This window comes from Pseudomonas sp. Pse1 (assembly GCF_024519635.1).
In the GTDB taxonomy this organism is placed as follows: domain Bacteria; phylum Pseudomonadota; class Gammaproteobacteria; order Pseudomonadales; family Pseudomonadaceae; genus Aquipseudomonas.
On record NZ_JALJRO010000022.1, the window covers coordinates 53,135 to 69,785 of the forward strand.

The window sequence follows — 16,651 nt, forward strand, 5'->3', positions numbered from 1 at the left end:
TCAAGGAACTAAAGTGCTAACGATCTACAACACGCTCACCAAGAGCAAAGAAGTTTTCAAGCCGCTGGATGGCAACAAGGTGCGCATGTACGTGTGCGGGATGACCGTGTACGACTACTGCCACCTCGGCCACGGTCGCAGCATGGTCGCCTTCGACCTGGTGACCCGCTGGTTGCGGTTCAGCGGTTACGACCTGACCTACGTGCGCAACATCACCGACATCGACGACAAGATCATCAATCGGGCCAATGAGAACGGTGAGTCGTTCGAAGCCTTGACCGAGCGCATGATCGCGGCGATGCATGAAGACGAAGCACGGCTGAACATCCAGAAGCCGGACATGGAGCCGCGCGCCACGGACCACATCCCTGGCATGCACGCGATGATCCAGACCCTGATTGACAAGGGCTTCGCCTACGCCCCGGGCAACGGCGACGTGTATTACCGCGTCGGCAAGTTCATGGGCTACGGCAAGCTGTCGCGCAAGAAGATCGAAGACCTGCGCATCGGTGCGCGGATCGAGGTCGACGAAGCCAAGGAAGATCCGCTGGATTTCGTCCTGTGGAAGGGCGTCAAGCCGGGCGAGCCGAGCTGGGAGTCGCCATGGGGCGCCGGGCGTCCGGGCTGGCACATCGAGTGCTCGGTGATGTCCACCTGCTGCCTGGGTGAGACCTTCGACATCCACGGTGGCGGCAGCGACCTGGAGTTCCCGCACCACGAGAACGAAATCGCCCAGAGCGAAGCGGCCACCGGCAAGACCTACGCCAACGCGTGGATGCATTGCGGGATGATTCGCATCAATGGCGAGAAGATGTCCAAGTCGTTGAACAACTTCTTCACCATTCGCGACGTGCTCGACAAGTACCACCCGGAAGTCGTGCGCTATCTGCTGGTGTCGAGCCACTACCGCAGCGCCATCAACTATTCGGAAGATAACCTCAAGGACGCCAAGGGCGCCCTGGAGCGTTTCTACCATGCGTTGAAAGGCCTGCCGAACGTGGCGCCGGCGGGCGGCGAAGCCTTCGTCGAGCGTTTCACCCAGGTGATGAACGACGACTTCGGCACCCCGGAAGCCTGCGCTGTGCTGTTCGAGATGGTCCGTGAGATCAACCGCCTGCGCGACAGCGACCTGGATGCGGCGGCCGGCCTGGCCGCGCGCTTGAAAGAGCTGGCCAGCGTGCTGGGTGTGTTGCAGCTCGAAGCCGATGACTTCCTGCAAGCCGGCGCCGAAGGGCGCGTGGATGCCGCCGAAGTCGACGCGCTGATCGCTGCGCGCCTCGCTGCACGGGCCGGCAAGGACTGGGCCGAATCCGACCGCATCCGCGACCAGCTCACCGCCATGGGCGTGGTGCTGGAAGACGGCAAGGGTGGGACGACCTGGCGATTGGCTGACTGATTGCCATAGCTGCTAAAGACAAAAACCCGCCTTGTGCGGGTTTTTGTTTATGTGAAGGATGTGATTGTTGCAGTGTTTGGGCTGGCCTCATCGCGAGCAGGCTCGCTCCTACAGTGGGCCAGGCACAGATCCCCTGTAAGAGCGAGCCTGATCGCGATTGACTGCGCAGCAGTCAGCTTTCGGCTTGGCGCAACCGCTTGTACAGGGTGTTACGACTCACCCCCAGCCGCCGCGCCAAGTGCGAAATATTCCCCCCGACCGCCTTCAACTGCCGACTCAAATCCTCGGCATCCTCCAGATTCACTGCCAACGGCTGCGGCGTTTCAACCGGCTCCATCTGCAAATCGACAAAAAAATCATCCGGCAAATGCTCGGGGCGGATCGGCTGGTCTTCGGCCATGGCCAGCGCCACCTGCATCACGCTGCTGACCTGGCGCAGATTGCCCGGCCATGGATGGCGGCTGAACAGCGCCAGGACCTCCGCGCTCAAACCGCTCCACTGCGCAGGGTCGCGATGCTGGTCCCACAGCCGCTTGAACAACGCCTGCTTGTCGCTGCGCTCACGCAACGGCGGCAATTCGAGGGTCAGGCCGCCGATGCGGTAGTACAGATCCTCGCGAAAGCGTCCCAGTTGCACCTGCTCGCGCAACACAAGGTTGGTCGCGGAAATGATCCGGATATCCACGGCGAACGACTCGCTGCTGCCCACCGGTTGCACGCAGCGCTCCTGCAATACCCGCAGCAATCGGGCCTGGGTCGGCAGTGGCATGTCGCCAATCTCGTCGAGAAACAGCGTGCCTTTGTCGGCCTTGCGGATCAGGCCGATGCTGCCTTTCTGGTTTGCGCCGGTGAACGCGCCTTTTTCGTAGCCGAACAATTCGGACTCCACCAGTTCGGCGGGGATCGCCGCGCAATTGACCGCAATAAATGCCTGCTTGCTGCGCGAGCTGGCCTGGTGCAAGGCCTTGACGAAGACCTCCTTGCCGACTCCGGTTTCGCCATGAATCAGTAGCGGAATATCTTTCTCCAGCAGGCGTTCGGCCTGGCGCACGGCCTTTTCTACGCGGCTGTCACCGAAGTGCAGGGTGCTCAGGCCGATGGCTTGGGGGGCAGCAGCAGGTGCGGCCGGTTCGCTGAACACACGAGGCTGGATCGGCTGCTGTTGCGGGCGCCGCAGCAGGCAATGAAAGCGATTGCGCCCAGCGGCTTGCAGGGCGAAGGGCTGGCCGTCGGGTTGATTGAGCAGTTCACGCAGCGACACCTGGAACAGGCTTTCGACGCTGAGCCGCGACAGACGCACGCCGAGCAGGTTATCGGCACGGCGGTTGGCCGACAGCACCTGGCCACTTTCATCGAAAATCAACAGCCCGGCCCATTGGCTGTCGAGGTTGTTCAGGCCGGTGTTGAACACCAGTTGAAAGTGTTCACCCTTGAACAGGTTGAGGATCAGCCGGTTTTCCACGGTCTGGCTCATCATCTTGACCATGCCCAGGGTGTGGTCCGGCGGCAGATAGCTGTCGCTGGATACATCGAGCACCGCAATGACCCGCCGTTCGGCATCGAAGATGGGTGCCGCCGATCCGGTCATGAAGCGGTTGGCCTTGAGGAAGTGTTCATCGTGGGCGATATGCACCGCCTGTTCGCAAGCCAGCGCGGTGCCGATGGCGTTGGTGCCGCTGCATTGCTCGCGCCAGTTGGCGCCGGCATTGAAACCACGGCTGAGCGCGGGGTCGATCAGGCGTTGAGTGCCCCAGGAGGTCAGCACCTGGCCTTGATTGTCGGCGAGCATGATCAGGCAGTTGGAGTTGCTGAGGATGTTTTCGTAATACGGCAGGACTTCCTGATGGGTGGTCTGTACCAGCGCGTGCTGGCTGTCGAGCAGGCGGGAAATGTCAGCGGCGGGCAGTTGATCGAAAGCCGGAGCGCTTTGGTGTTGCAAGCCAAAGCCGCGGCAACGGGACCAGGAGTCCTGGACCATGGCGTCATGGGACAGGGGCGGGGCAGGAACGGCCATGGCAGTCAGCCTCTGATGCGATGTTTTTATTGTTGTTATGGAGTCCAATTCCTCAGAACGAAAGAGATCCCCTGTGGGAGCAGCCCGGGCGGCGTTCCGCTGCTCGCGAAGGCGCCGGGACAGTCACTAAATTCGTTGAATGACACTCCGCTTTCCCGAGCAGGCTCGCTCCTACACTGATTCCTCTGTGTTCACTGAATTGGAGCAAAAACCGTCCATTGAGTGTTGTTCACTATTGTTCATTGTCAACCAGATGAACTGTTCAAATGTGTTCAGCAATGAACGCCCATTCGCCGCACCAATAAGGGTTTTCCCAGCAAATCAATCACTTGCCATTTCTGGCACGAATGTCGCTCTATTGCTCCGGTCGCTTGTCTCCCAATAATAAAAAAGGCCGCGCCATGTCGTTAACCCTGGAGCACGTCAGCCGCACCGTCGAGGGTCAGATCTGGATCGATGACGCCTGCCTGAAATTCGAACCCGGATCCTTCAATGTCCTGCTAGGACGTACGCTGTCCGGCAAGACCAGCCTGATGCGCTTGATGGCCGGCCTCGACAAACCGGACAGCGGTAGGGTGCTGATGAATGGCGTCGATGTCACCCAGCGCCCGGTACGCTTGCGCAATGTGTCGATGGTCTATCAGCAGTTCATCAATTACCCGACCATGACTGTGTTTGAGAACATTGCCTCGCCGCTGCGCCAGGCCGGGGTTTCAGCCGAGCTGATCCAGAGCAAGGTGCGCGAAACCGCGCAGATGTTGCGTATCGACAAGTTCCTCCAGCGTTATCCGCTGGAGCTTTCCGGCGGCCAGCAGCAGCGCACTGCCATGGCCCGGGCGCTGGTCAAGGATGCCGAGCTGATCCTGTTCGACGAGCCGCTGGTCAACCTCGACTACAAGCTGCGCGAGGAACTGCGCCAAGAAATGCGCGAACTGTTCCAGGCCCGCCACACCATTGCCATCTATGCCACCACCGAACCCAACGAAGCCCTGGCCCTGGGCGGCACCACCACCATTGTTCATGAAGGCCGGGTGATCCAGAGCGGCAAGACCGCCGAGGTCTATCACCAGCCCCGGACGGTACTGGCGGCCGAGTTGTTTTCCGAGCCGCCGATCAACCTGATGCCGGGGCGGATCAGTGGCAACGAAGTGAGCTTCGCCAATTTCGTGCACTTCCCGCTTAACGTTGACCTGCGGGCGGTGGGCGAGGGCGAGTTCCGTTTCGGCGTGCGCCCCAGCCACATCTCGTTAGTGCCGAGCAACGATGACGACCTGGAGCTGGCGGTCACCGTCGAAGTCGCGGAAATCAGCGGCTCGGAAACTTTCCTGCATGTGCGCAACGAGCATTTCCTGCTGGTGCTGCACTTGCCCGGGGTCCACGAATACGACGTCGATGCGCCGATTCGTATCTATATCCCTACCCACAAACTGTTTGTCTTCGACGCCCAGGGACGCTTGTTACAGGCGCCCGGTCGACGTGTCGCGAGGGTTGCCTGATGGCCGAAATTCATTTGCAAAACCTCGCCCATAGCTACACCCGCACCCCAAGCGGCCCCGAGGATTATGCGATCCGCGAAATGAACCACATCTGGGAGCAGGGCGGCGCCTATGCTTTGCTCGGTCCTTCCGGGTGCGGCAAGTCGACCTTGCTCAACATCATTTCCGGTTTGCTCAGTCCCTCCGAGGGCCAGGTGCTGTTCGACAATAAAGTGGTCAACCAGCTGACCCCGGAGAAGCGCAACATCGCCCAGGTGTTCCAGTTTCCGGTGGTCTACGACACCATGACAGTGTTCGACAACCTGGCCTTCCCGCTGCGCAATCAGGGCCTGGCAGAAGCCCGGGTACGCAGCAAGGTCGAGGAAATTGCCGAGGTGCTCGACCTGCAGAATCTGCTGGCGAAGAAGGCGCGCAACCTCACCGCCGACGAAAAGCAGAAGGTCTCCATGGGCCGTGGACTGGTGCGTGATGACGTCTCGGCGATCCTCTTCGACGAGCCGCTGACGGTGATCGACCCGCACCTGAAATGGAAGCTGCGGCGCAAGCTCAAGCAGATCCACGAGCAGTTCAACATCACCATGGTCTACGTGACCCACGACCAGCTCGAAGCCTCGACCTTCGCCGACAAGATCGCGGTGATGTACGGCGGGCAGATTGTCCAGTTCGGCACCCCGCGGGAGTTGTTCGAGCGGCCCAGCCACACTTTCGTTGGCTATTTCATCGGCAGTCCGGGGATGAACCTGATCGAGGTCAGCCCGCGCGCCGGCGGAGTGGGTTTTGCCAGTACCGACCTGGGGTTGTCCGAGGCCATGCAACGGCGACTTGCCGAGGCTGAATTCAAGACGCTGAAAGTGGGCATTCGCCCGGAGTTCATCCATGTCTGGGACGAGCCTTACGAAGAGGCGATGCGTGCGGATGTGGTGCATGTCGAGGACCTCGGCACCTACAAGATCCTCACCCTGAAACTCGACGGCGCACCCCTCAAGGTGCGCCTGGCCGAAGACAAACCGGTGCCCGAGGGCAGCGCCTGGATCAGTTTTCCGGCGCAGTGGCTGATGGTCTATGCCGACGATTACCTGCTAGAGGTCCAGTCATGAACAAGGTGCAGAACAACAAGGCCTGGTGGCTGGTGTTGCCGGTGTTCCTGCTGGTGGCGTTCAGCGCGGTGATCCCGATGATGACCGTGGTCAACTATTCGGTGCAGGACATCTTCGACCAGTCGAGCCGCTACTTCGTCGGGGCCGATTGGTACAAACAAGTGCTGCTCGATCCGCGCTTGCATGACTCGCTGCTGCGCCAGTTCATCTATTCGGCCTGCGTGCTGCTGATCGAAATCCCCCTGGGCATCGGCATCGCCCTGACCATGCCGACCAAGGGTCGCTGGTCGTCGCTGGTGTTGATCATCCTGGCGATTCCGCTGCTGATTCCGTGGAACGTGGTCGGCACCATCTGGCAGATTTTCGGCCGCGCCGACATCGGCCTGCTGGGTTCGACGCTGAACGCCATGGGTATCAGCTACAACTACGCCGCCAACACCATGGACGCCTGGGTCACGGTGCTGGTGATGGATGTCTGGCACTGGACCTCGCTGGTGGCGTTGCTCTGCTACTCCGGTCTGCGGGCGATTCCGGATGTGTACTACCAGGCCGCGCGCATCGACCGCGCATCCAGCTGGGCCGTGTTCCGGCATATCCAGTTGCCCAAGCTCAAGAGTGTGCTGCTGATCGCGGTGATGTTGCGGTTCATGGACAGCTTCATGATCTACACCGAGCCCTTCGTGCTCACCGGTGGCGGACCGGGGAATGCCACCACCTTCCTCAGTCAGACCCTGACTCAAATGGCGATAGGACAGTTCGACCTCGGCCCGGCTGCGGCTTTCTCCCTAGTGTATTTCCTGATCATTCTGCTGGTGTCCTGGCTGTTCTATACCGCCATGACCCACTCCGACGCCAACCGCTGAGGCCCTGACATGAACCTGAGAAAGCTGGTGCCGCTGCTGCTCTACATCCTGTTCCTACTAGTGCCGATCTACTGGCTGCTGAACATGTCGTTCAAGAGCAACACGGAAATCCTCGGTGGGCTGACCCTGTTTCCCGAGCAATTCACCCTGGCCAACTACAAGGTGATCTTTACCGATCCGAGCTGGTACACCGGCTATATCAACTCGCTGTATTACGTCAGCCTGAACACGGTGATCTCCCTCAGCGTGGCGCTGCCAGCGGCCTATGCGTTCTCGCGCTATCGCTTTCTTGGCGACAAACATTTGTTCTTCTGGCTGCTGACCAACCGCATGGCGCCGCCAGCGGTGTTCCTCTTGCCGTTTTTCCAGCTCTATTCGTCCATCGGCCTGTTCGATACCCACATCGCGGTGGCCCTGGCTCATTGCCTGTTCAACGTGCCGCTGGCGGTGTGGATCCTCGAAGGCTTCATGTCCGGGGTGCCGAAGGAGATCGACGAAACCGCCTACATCGACGGCTACAGTTTCCCCAAGTTCTTCGTGAAGATTTTCATCCCACTGATCGGCTCGGGAATCGGCGTGACGGCGTTTTTCTGCTTCATGTTTTCCTGGGTCGAACTGCTGCTGGCGCGCACCCTGACCTCGGTCAACGCCAAGCCGATCGCGGCGGTGATGACCCGCACCGTGTCGGCCTCGGGCATCGACTGGGGCGTGCTGGCGGCGGCGGGCGTGCTGACCATCCTGCCGGGCATGCTGGTGATCTGGTTTGTCCGCAACCATGTGGCCAAGGGCTTTGCCCTGGGCCGAGTGTGAGGAACTGATCATGGAATGGATGAACTGGACCCTGCCCACTGCGATTTTCTTCGGCGTCATCGGTTTGCTGCTGCTGGGCATGACCACTTGGGAGCTGCGTTCACCGAGCATTCCCCGGCGCGGCTTTTTACCGATCAGCACCACCCGTGGTGATCGGCTGTTTATTGGTCTTCTCGGCAGCGCCTACCTGCATTTGCTGGTGATTGGCGCTACCGGCTGGAGCATCTGGGTGGCGTCCGCGCTGTCCCTGGTGTGGCTGTTGGCTGTGATGCGCTGGGGCTAGTCGAAAATCGGCAATCGTGCTCCGAAACTCAAACAGGAGGTCTCTATGTTCGACAAAAACAACAAGCTGCGACATAGCGTTTCATTGGCAGCCATGCTGGCACTCAGTGGCTTGAGCGCTGCGGCCTGGGCCGATGCTTATGAAGATGCTGCGAAGAAATGGATCGGCAGCGAATTCAAACCCTCGACCCTGACGCCCGAGCAGCAGCTGGAAGAGCTGAAGTGGTTTATCAAGGCCTCCGAGCCGTTTCGTGGGATGAAGATCAACGTGGTCTCGGAGACTATTGCCACCCACGAATACGAGTCCAAGGTGCTGGCCAAGGCCTTCAGCGAAATCACCGGGATCAAGCTGACCCACGACTTGCTGCAGGAAGGCGACGTGGTGGAAAAGCTGCAGACCCAGATGCAATCCGACAAGAACATCTATGACGGCTGGGTCAACGACTCGGACCTGATCGGTACGCATTTTCGCTATGGCAAGACGGAATCCATCACCGACCTGATGGCCAATGAAGGCAAGGACTACACCTCGCCAACCCTCGATCTCAAGGACTTCATCGGCCTTTCCTTCACCACCGCGCCGGACGGCAAGATCTATCAACTGCCCGACCAGCAATTCGCCAACCTCTACTGGTTCCGCGCCGACTGGTTCGAGCGTCCGGAACTGAAGGCCAAGTTCAAGGAGAAGTACGGCTACGAGCTGGGTGTACCGGTGAACTGGTCGGCCTATGAAGACATCGCCAAGTTCTTCAGCGAAGACGTCAAGGAAATCGACGGCAAGCGTGTTTATGGGCACATGGACTACGGCAAGAAAGACCCCTCCCTCGGCTGGCGCTTCACCGATGCCTGGTTCTCCATGGCCGGTGGCGGCGACAAGGGCCTGCCCAATGGCTTGCCGGTGGACGAGTGGGGGATTCGTGTCGAGGACTGCCACCCGGTCGGTTCCAGTGTGACCCGTGGTGGCGACACCAACGGCCCGGCGGCGGTCTTTGCCACGCAGAAATACGTCGACTGGATGAAGGCCTACGCGCCGCCGGAAGCGGCTGGCATGACTTTCTCCGAATCCGGTCCGGTGCCGGCCCAGGGCAACATCGCCCAGCAGATCTTCTGGTACACCGCCTTCACCGCCGACATGACCAAGCCGGGCCTGGCGGTGATGAACGCCGACGGCACGCCGAAGTGGCGGATGGCGCCATCGCCACGCGGGCCGTATTGGGAGGAGGGGATGAAACTGGGCTATCAGGACGTGGGTTCCTGGACCTTCATGAAGTCGACCCCGGAGAAACAGAAGCTGGCAGCCTGGCTCTACGCGCAGTTCGTCACCTCGAAAACCGTGTCGCTGAAGAAAACCATCGTCGGTCTGACGCCGATCCGCGAGTCGGACATCAACTCGCAAGCCATGACCGACCTGGCGCCGAAACTTGGCGGCCTGGTGGAGTTCTACCGCAGCCCGGCCCGGGTTCAGTGGACCCCGACCGGCACCAACGTGCCTGACTACCCACGCCTGGCACAACTCTGGTGGAGCCACATCGCCGAAGCCGCCAGCGGCGAGAAAACCCCGCAACAGGCACTCGACGGCCTGGCCAAGGACCAGGACGCGATCATGGCCCGCCTCGAGCGCTCCAAGGTCCAGACCACCTGCGGCCCGAAACTCAACCCGGAACGCGACGCCCAATACTGGTTCGACCAACCGGGCGCGCCCAAACCGAAACTGGCCAACGAGAAGCCCAAGGGCGAGACCGTCAGCTACAACGAACTGCTGAAGTCGTGGGAGGCGGCGCGTAAGTAACAGGTTGGGCGTTGCCCGCGAAAAATCATAACGCGCCAGACGTTGACGGCGTGGCGTGTTCTTCGCGGGTAAACTTGCCAGCGATGGCAGTCTTATCGGCCAGTTCCAACATGTCGCCCGATCAACATGACCCCCCCTTCCTGACAACCGTCCACCCCCTCACCATGCCCCTACCCACGAAAACCGGTAAACTGCCGCACGATTTTCGTTGAGTGTTTCCCATGCAAATTGCTTTGGCGCCCATGGAGGGGTTGGTCGACAACATCCTGCGGGACGTGCTGACCCGTGTTGGCGGTATCGATTGGTGCGTGACCGAGTTCATCCGGATCAACGATCAACTGCTCACGCCTGCGTATTTCCACAAGTTCGGTCCCGAATTGCTCAACGGTGCGAAAACCGCTGCTGGCGTGCCGTTGCGCGTGCAATTGCTCGGTTCCGATCCGGTGTGCCTGGCGGAAAACGCCGCGTTGGCCTGTGAGCTGGGGTCGCAGGTGATCGACCTGAATTTCGGCTGCCCAGCCAAGACCGTCAACAAGTCCCGGGGCGGTGCGGTGTTGCTCAAGGAGCCGGAGCTGCTCAACCAGATCGTCGAGCACGTGCGTCGCGCGGTGCCGGCGCACATTCCGGTGACCGCGAAGATGCGCCTGGGATTCGACAGTCCCGACGGTTCGCTGGTGTGTGCCACGGCGCTGGCCGAGGGTGGCGCGGAGCATATCGTGGTGCATGCGCGGACCAAGATGGACGGCTACAAACCGCCAGCGCACTGGGAGTGGATCCCGCGGGTGCAAGAGGTGGTGAAGGTCCCGGTGTTTGCCAATGGCGATATCTGGAGCGTCGAGGATTGGCGGCGTTGCAGGGAAATCAGCGGCGTCGAGGACATCATGCTCGGCCGCGGCCTGGTGTCGCGCCCGGACTTGGCGCGGCAGATCGCCGCGGCGCGGGCCGGCGAAGAGGTGGTGGAGATGAGCTGGGCCGAGCTGCTGCCGCTGATCCAGGAATTCTGGCTGCAGGCCAAGGCGCAAATGACCGCCCGCCAATCACCCGGTCGCTTGAAGCAGTGGCTGGCCATGCTGACCCGCAATTATCCCGAGGCGGTGGAGCTGTTTACCTTGATGCGCCGCGAGACCGAGCTGGATCAGGTCTCACGTTTGCTCGGCCTGTCAGTCGCTGAAGCGGCCTGAAAAAAATCCTCAAAGAATCTCTTGAAATGCAATGGGCGGTCCCTATCTAAGGGTTACGCGATGCCGAATTCGGGTCGCGGAGATAAAAAACCTTGCTGATTGTTTTCAGGAGATTTGAACCATGAGTACCGCATTTTCCCTGGCTCCACTGTTCCGTTCTTCGGTAGGTTTCGATCGATTCAACGATCTGTTCGAGACTGCGCTGCGCAATGAGCCCGGCAGCAGCTACCCACCCTACAACGTTGAAAAACACGGTGATGACCAGTATCGCATCGTCGTCGCGGCGGCCGGTTTCCAGGAAGAAGACCTGGAACTGCAAGTCGAAAAAGGTGTGCTGACCATCAGTGGCGGCAAACGTGAGAACAACGACAGCATCACCTTCCTGCACCAGGGCATTGCCCAGCGTGCGTTCAAACTGTCGTTCCGTCTCGCCGATCACATTGAGATCAAGGCTGCGGACCTGCGCAACGGCCTGCTCAGCATCGATCTGCTGCGCATCGTGCCAGAGGAAGCCAAAGCCAAACGCATCCCGATCAACGGTGAGCAAAAAGCCGCACTGCAACACTGAGTCAGTGCAATGAAGAAGGGCGCCGCTGGCGCCCTTTTTCTATTCGCTTGATTCACGTCCAGCCGTAGCGCACCAGATGAAAGAAAATGGGAGCGGCAAAACACACCGAATCCAGTCGATCGAGCATGCCACCGTGGCCTTCGATCATGTGCCCCCAATCCTTGACGCCGCGATCGCGTTTGATCGCCGACATGACGATCCCGCCGGCGAATCCCAGCAAGTTAATCAACAGCGCAATCAGGAATGCCTGTCCGGCAGTGAACGGGGTGATCCAGAAAAGTGCTGCACCAATCAGCGAAGCCAGCAGCACGCCGCCGACAAAACCTTCGACAGTCTTGGACGGCGACAGGTTGGGTGCGATTTTATGCTTGCCGAACAGCTTGCCGCAGACGTATTGCAGCACATCCGACATCTGCACCACGATCACCAGGAACGCGATCAACAAGAGGTTGCGTCCTTCATAGCCGCTGATGTCCAGGGTCAGCAGGGCGGGGACGTGGGACACGCAGAACACCGCAATCATCAACCCCCACTGGACTTTGGAAGCGCGCTCGAGAAAGTGCGTGCTGTCCCCTCCCAACGAAGCGAGGATCGGCAGCAGCAGGAACACGTAGACCGGGATGAAGATCGAGAACAGCCCGTACCAATCGTAATAAATCAGCAGATATTGCAGTGGCAGTGCCAGGTAAAAAGCGGCCACCAATGCCGGGTAGTCGCTGCGCCGGGTGGGTGTCAGCGTCATGAATTCACGCAGGGCGTAAAACGAGACTGCGTAGAACAACAGGATCACCGCACTGGTACCTAACCAGAACGCAATGCCGATCACCGCGACCATGACCCACCAGGCGTTGATCCGCGCATTGAGGTTGTCGATCACCGGGTTGGCCGTGCCACGACTGCGCAGTTTGAGCAGCCATCCGATCAGTGAAGCCAGCAGCAGGAAGGTGCCAATCCCGCCGAACAGCATCAGGGTCTGTCTGTCCATGTCAGTTTTGCTCCTCGGCCAGCTCCAGCAAGGCTTCACGGCTGCGCTGGAGAAACTGCTCCTTGCTTTCGCCGGGTTCAAGGGTCAAGGCCGCACCGAAGCGTGTTGTACACAGCAGCGGTAATGGCAGGACACGCCCCTTGGGCATGACGCGATTGAGGTTGGCGATCCATACCGGTACCAACTCCACGCCGGGATGGTGTGTTGCCAGGTGATAGATCCCGCTTTTGAAGGGCAGCAAACCACTCTCTTCGAGGTTGCGCGTGCCTTCTGGAAAGATGATCAGCGAATCGCCATTGTTCAGGGCGTCGAGCATTGGCTGCAATGGATTGTCGGTTGGCTCCTTGCGCTCGCGTTCGATCAGTACGCCATTGAATACGCGGTTGATGATGTAGCGACGCAGCGCGCTGGTTTGCCAGTAGTCGGCGCCCGCCACTGGCCGGGTCATTTTGCGCAGGGCCGGCGGCAGCGAGGCCCAGAGCAAGACGAAGTCACCGTGGCTGCTGTGGTTGGCGAAGTAGATGCGCTGAACCGCCTCGGGCGCGCAGCCAAGCCACAGACTGCGGGCGCCGGTCAGGGTGCGAGCGGCGGAAGTGATGAGGGTGGCGACCAGAGGTTCGAGCATGAATTCTCCTTGTTCAATAAAAGCCAGCCAGGATCAAACCCACTACGACCAGCACCTGAAGCGCCATCAGCAGTGCTTGTCGACGCAGCAGATTCAGGGCTCCACGGATACGTTCACTCCATGGCCGGCCGCCTCGAGCGGCGGATTGCAGGCCGAGTGCAATCAAGGCTTGATCCAGTGATTCGCCGCGTTGGTCCAGGGGTTGCTCAAGGTTGGCGACACAGTGGAACAATTCAGCATCGAAGGCGACGCGCAGCGCCCAGTACTTCTGCAGCAGACCAAGCAACAGCAGGGCAATGCTGCCGGTGACTGCCCAGCCGCCGAGACTGGCCAACAGGTATTGGCTCAAGCCAAGTGCGGCGCCCAATAAGGTCAGACCGGTAGACAGATGGTCGAGGGACGCGCCACGCCGTAACAGGCTGGCGGTGGCTTGCAGCTTCATGTCACTGGTCATAAGCCGGCTCCCTGTTCGCCACCAGTCCCTGTAAGGCAGCGCGGTGTGCCGAGTGCAGGACGATACCTGGACGTGCCTGCCGCAATTGGCTGATCGCCTGCTCCACGTTGGCAGCCCTGCCGCTGTGCAGCAACCAGGCGGCAATGGCCGTGGCGCTTCGCGAGTAGCCGAGGGCGCAGCAGACCAGCAGCGGACCGTGCTGACGCAGAGTGTCGATGGCTTGGGCCGCTTCCCGGCATTGCGCTGGGGTGGGGGCGATCAGGTCGAGTACCGGCAGTGAGCGATAGGCCACCGGGCCAGGGTCCAAAGGCAGTTCGGCGCACAAGTCGAGTACGGCCTTGAACGGGCCAGCTTTAAGTTCGCGCCGGCTCGGAATGCGCCCGAGCCAAATGTCGTCCAGTACCCGGTCGGGTTGTGGGTGGTTGCGCGTCCACAGCCGAGAGTTGAGCCAGGCTGCGGCCAGGTAGGGCGCCAATAACCAGCGTGCAGCGCCGGAAAGGTGGCCGTCGGCGCCTTTCTGAAAGCCGCCGGTGTCCAGCAATGCGTAATTCAGTGCGACCAGCAGCAAGGCAGTTGCCGGCCACAACCACCACAGCCAGCCACCCTTGAAGCCGAACGCCAGAAGACTGGCGATAAGTGCGCCCACGGCGTAGCACAGCGCCAACGTCCAGCGCTTGCGGTCGCAGGTTAGACGCGCATTGGTCAAGGGGGTGGACCGATCCAGCGGCCACAGCCAGACGCACAGGCAGCCAAGCAGCACGCCGGTAGGCAAGTCGATGAAGTGGTGTTGATAAGTGGTCAGGACAGAGATGCCGATCAGACCGAACCACAGGTGCATCAGACCACGCCAGATCCCTTGCAGGTGTCGCTGATAACAGGTCCAGAGCACCACCAGCAGGGCGATGTGCAGCGACGGCGCCTGATTGAAGGGCTTGTCGAAGCCGGCCAGTACGTCGAACAACCAGCCGAACACCCCGTCCAGTTCGGGGCGGGCAAAGGTGAAGCGTAACGGCCAGAGCAGGAAGCAACTGACCGCGATCAGTTGCGCGGTCAGTAGGCGTAGAGCGTGGCGCTTGAGTTCGGCACGACTGTTGGGCAGCAACAGGGACAGGCCGTACAGCAGGTCGATCGACCAATAAGGCACGATTGTCCAGGCCCAGAATGGCAACTGATTTTCCCAATCGAACACCAGGGTTCCGACGTCACTGCGCTGAGTGGTGACCCAGGTAGCGAAGCCGTAGGTGGCGAAGAATGTCGGTGCCAACAGTAATAACCACAATAGCGCCGGTTTCAACAGGCCGGGCTCTCGGGACATATTTACGGCTTGATTCATTCAGTCACCCGTTGCGCGAGGCTGACGCTGAAAATCCCCCATTCATCGACGCGCAGGCTGATCCTGCGGAAGCCGGCCGCTTCCACCAGTTGGTCCATTTCTGCCTGACTGCGCCGGCGCATGACCCAAGCCTGGCCTTCGCGGTGGCTGGTGAGTGCGCGGGCAATCAACTCCAGTTGCGGGTGCCAGGGTTGGCCGGTGTAGATCAGGTAGGCTCCGGGTTCCACGGCGGCGGCCAACCCGGCCAGCGAGTCGCTGACCATCTGATTGTCGGCGAACAATTCGTACAGGCCTGAGACCACGGCCAGAGTGGGTTTGGGTTCAAGCGCAGCAAGATCGTCGCGGTCAAAGGCATTGCCTTTGATAAAACGGGCAATGTGTTCCAGGCCCTTCTCGCGGATCAACGCACTGCCGTCGCGTACGTTGATGTCGCTGTAGTCACGCAGAAGAATGGTTTCGGGCAGCGGGTTGACACCTTGCAGGGCTTCGAGAATGTAGCGCCCGTGACCTGCAGCGATATCGACGATGCGCACTTCACGTCCTTGTTCGCGCAGGTGCGTCATGGCCAGGCGCAGCAGTTCTTCGACGTGCAGTTTGCGCTGGCGGATGCCGCGCCAGCCGATGGAATCGAGGTAGTTACGATCGATCATGCGCCCGATTGCAGAGGTGCCGCTTGGGGTATTGCGATAGACATAATCCAGGGTGCTGCCGGAGTCGAAACCGGTGTCGAACCCCAGCTTGACCCCGGTCGATAGGCGACTGCCCATACGCATGCTGGCGCGAGTCATGCGCCAGTACAGGTCACGCAGAGAGTTATGTGGCAGTGGCGCGGCGAGTGATTCGGACTCGGCGCAGGTCAGGCCCAGGCGGTCGGCCTCCAGCAGCGAAGGGCGCGCCGCTGCGTGGGCGAAGTTCTGCAGGATAAACCGTCGGGCACTGGCCACAGCGTGAGCACGATTTTTTTCGCCAAGGGTGTCGTGGAAGAAGCCGGGCAGCAGGTGTTTTTCCTTGTGCAGACTGCCCAGACGCTCGAAGAATTGTTCCTGTGGTTTTCGATGCACCACGAAGTCGGCGGCGGAAATCAGCAGTTGGGTCGGTACCTGAATCGCCTGGGCATCGGCCACCACTCGTTCGGCGGCCTCATATAGACCAAGCAGCACGTTGACGGAAATGGCCTTGGTGATCAGTGGGTCACTGTCATAGGAGGCGACTCGCTCTGGGTCATGGCTGAGAAAGCGCGCCTTGACGTAGCTGTTAACGAAGAAGTTGCCGCGAAACCGACGCATCAGCCCCAGGCCCTTGCGCGCAAACGGCACGTAGAGCTTGACCTTGAATGCCGGGGAGGCGAGCACCAGTGAGCGAATGCGTGGCGCGTAATCGTGCACCCAGGTGGCGACGATTACTGCGCCAACGCTCTGGGCAATCACCGCAATGTCTGATTCATCGATCTGGTAGTGGCTCTGTAAATGATCGCAGAACGTTTGCACGTCGCGCACGCTGGTGGCAAAGCTCGGGCTGTCACCCCGTTCGCCCGGTGACAGGCCGTGACCACGGGCGTCCCAGGCAAAAAAATCGAGATGAGGTAAATCCAGTTCGTCCACCAAATGGGCGATCCGCGCCGAGTGTTCGTGCCCACGGTGAAACAGCAGTACGGCCTGGCGAGGTTCGCCCGCTGGCGTGCTGCCCGGCCAATGGCGGTAAAACAGTTGGACACCGTCGTGGGTAGTGAAGGTCTGGTGTTGAGCTTCGCGCATTGCA

15 protein-coding genes are annotated in these 16,651 nt (G+C 60.5%); 9 read left to right on the forward strand and 6 right to left on the reverse strand.

Annotated features, from left to right (window positions below; all coding sequences use genetic code 11):
• Nucleotides 1-13 precede the first annotated feature (13 nt).
• Nucleotides 14-1,396, forward strand: a complete 1,383-nt coding sequence (cysS, locus tag NR126_RS24550; protein WP_105755258.1) for a cysteine--tRNA ligase — start codon at nucleotides 14-16, stop codon at nucleotides 1,394-1,396.
• Nucleotides 1,397-1,568: 172 nt separating this feature from the next.
• Here the strand turns inward: cysS and NR126_RS24555 are convergent, their stop codons facing one another.
• Nucleotides 1,569-3,410: a sigma-54-dependent Fis family transcriptional regulator gene (locus NR126_RS24555; protein WP_256832037.1), complete on the reverse strand. Its 1,842-nt coding sequence runs from the start codon at nucleotides 3,408-3,410 to the stop codon at nucleotides 1,569-1,571.
• Nucleotides 3,411-3,811: 401 nt separating this feature from the next.
• On the opposite strand from NR126_RS24555, the gene NR126_RS24560 reads away from it, so the two are divergent.
• From NR126_RS24560 to NR126_RS24595, 8 genes are all read left to right on the forward strand, one after another.
• Entirely contained in the window at nucleotides 3,812-4,906 is a 1,095-nt protein-coding gene (locus NR126_RS24560; RefSeq protein ID WP_027616049.1) for an ABC transporter ATP-binding protein, read from the forward strand.
• The gene (locus NR126_RS24565; RefSeq protein WP_256832038.1) at nucleotides 4,906-6,003 is read left to right on the forward strand and encodes an ABC transporter ATP-binding protein; all 1,098 of its coding nucleotides are present in this window, start codon (nucleotides 4,906-4,908) and stop codon (nucleotides 6,001-6,003) included. The genes NR126_RS24560 and NR126_RS24565 overlap by 1 nt, the downstream gene beginning before the upstream one ends.
• Nucleotides 6,000-6,866, forward strand: coding sequence for a carbohydrate ABC transporter permease (locus NR126_RS24570; protein ID WP_105755261.1), 867 nt, complete (start codon nucleotides 6,000-6,002; stop codon nucleotides 6,864-6,866). The genes NR126_RS24565 and NR126_RS24570 overlap by 4 nt, the downstream gene beginning before the upstream one ends.
• Nucleotides 6,867-6,875: 9 nt before the next feature.
• A complete protein-coding gene (locus NR126_RS24575; RefSeq protein ID WP_027616052.1) occupies nucleotides 6,876-7,676 on the forward strand; it encodes a carbohydrate ABC transporter permease in 801 nt (266 codons plus the stop codon).
• A gap of 10 nt (nucleotides 7,677-7,686) precedes the next feature.
• A complete protein-coding gene (locus tag NR126_RS24580) occupies nucleotides 7,687-7,959 on the forward strand; it encodes a DUF2160 domain-containing protein (protein ID WP_027616053.1) in 273 nt (90 codons plus the stop codon).
• Between the two features lie 45 nt (nucleotides 7,960-8,004).
• Nucleotides 8,005-9,747, forward strand: coding sequence for an ABC transporter substrate-binding protein (locus NR126_RS24585; RefSeq protein WP_027616054.1), 1,743 nt, complete (start codon nucleotides 8,005-8,007; stop codon nucleotides 9,745-9,747).
• A gap of 221 nt (nucleotides 9,748-9,968) precedes the next feature.
• The gene (locus NR126_RS24590; RefSeq protein ID WP_027616055.1) at nucleotides 9,969-10,928 is read left to right on the forward strand and encodes a tRNA-dihydrouridine synthase; all 960 of its coding nucleotides are present in this window, start codon (nucleotides 9,969-9,971) and stop codon (nucleotides 10,926-10,928) included.
• A 121-nt stretch (nucleotides 10,929-11,049) separates the two neighbouring features.
• A complete protein-coding gene (locus NR126_RS24595) occupies nucleotides 11,050-11,496 on the forward strand; it encodes an Hsp20 family protein (RefSeq protein ID WP_256832050.1) in 447 nt (148 codons plus the stop codon).
• 52 nt (nucleotides 11,497-11,548) lie between these two features.
• Here NR126_RS24595 and NR126_RS24600 read toward each other — a convergent pair whose 3' ends face one another.
• From NR126_RS24600 to NR126_RS24620, 5 genes are read right to left on the reverse strand one after another with little or no spacing between them, the layout of a single operon-like run.
• Nucleotides 11,549-12,481, reverse strand: a complete 933-nt coding sequence (locus NR126_RS24600; protein ID WP_027616057.1) for a phosphatidate cytidylyltransferase — start codon at nucleotides 12,479-12,481, stop codon at nucleotides 11,549-11,551.
• Nucleotide 12,482: 1 nt separating this feature from the next.
• Nucleotides 12,483-13,106: a 1-acyl-sn-glycerol-3-phosphate acyltransferase gene (locus NR126_RS24605; protein WP_256832055.1), complete on the reverse strand. Its 624-nt coding sequence runs from the start codon at nucleotides 13,104-13,106 to the stop codon at nucleotides 12,483-12,485.
• 13 nt (nucleotides 13,107-13,119) lie between these two features.
• On the reverse strand, nucleotides 13,120-13,560 hold the full coding sequence (locus NR126_RS24610) for a hypothetical protein (RefSeq protein WP_256832057.1): 441 nt from the start codon (nucleotides 13,558-13,560) through the stop codon (nucleotides 13,120-13,122).
• Nucleotides 13,550-14,893, reverse strand: coding sequence for a phosphatase PAP2/dual specificity phosphatase family protein (locus NR126_RS24615; protein ID WP_256832059.1), 1,344 nt, complete (start codon nucleotides 14,891-14,893; stop codon nucleotides 13,550-13,552). The genes NR126_RS24610 and NR126_RS24615 overlap by 11 nt, the downstream gene beginning before the upstream one ends.
• Nucleotides 14,890-16,647 carry a bifunctional alpha/beta hydrolase/class I SAM-dependent methyltransferase gene (locus tag NR126_RS24620; protein ID WP_256832060.1) on the reverse strand — a complete coding sequence of 586 codons (1,758 nt, stop codon included), beginning with the start codon at nucleotides 16,645-16,647 and terminating at the stop codon, nucleotides 14,890-14,892. The genes NR126_RS24615 and NR126_RS24620 overlap by 4 nt, the downstream gene beginning before the upstream one ends.
• Nucleotides 16,648-16,651 lie beyond the last annotated feature (4 nt).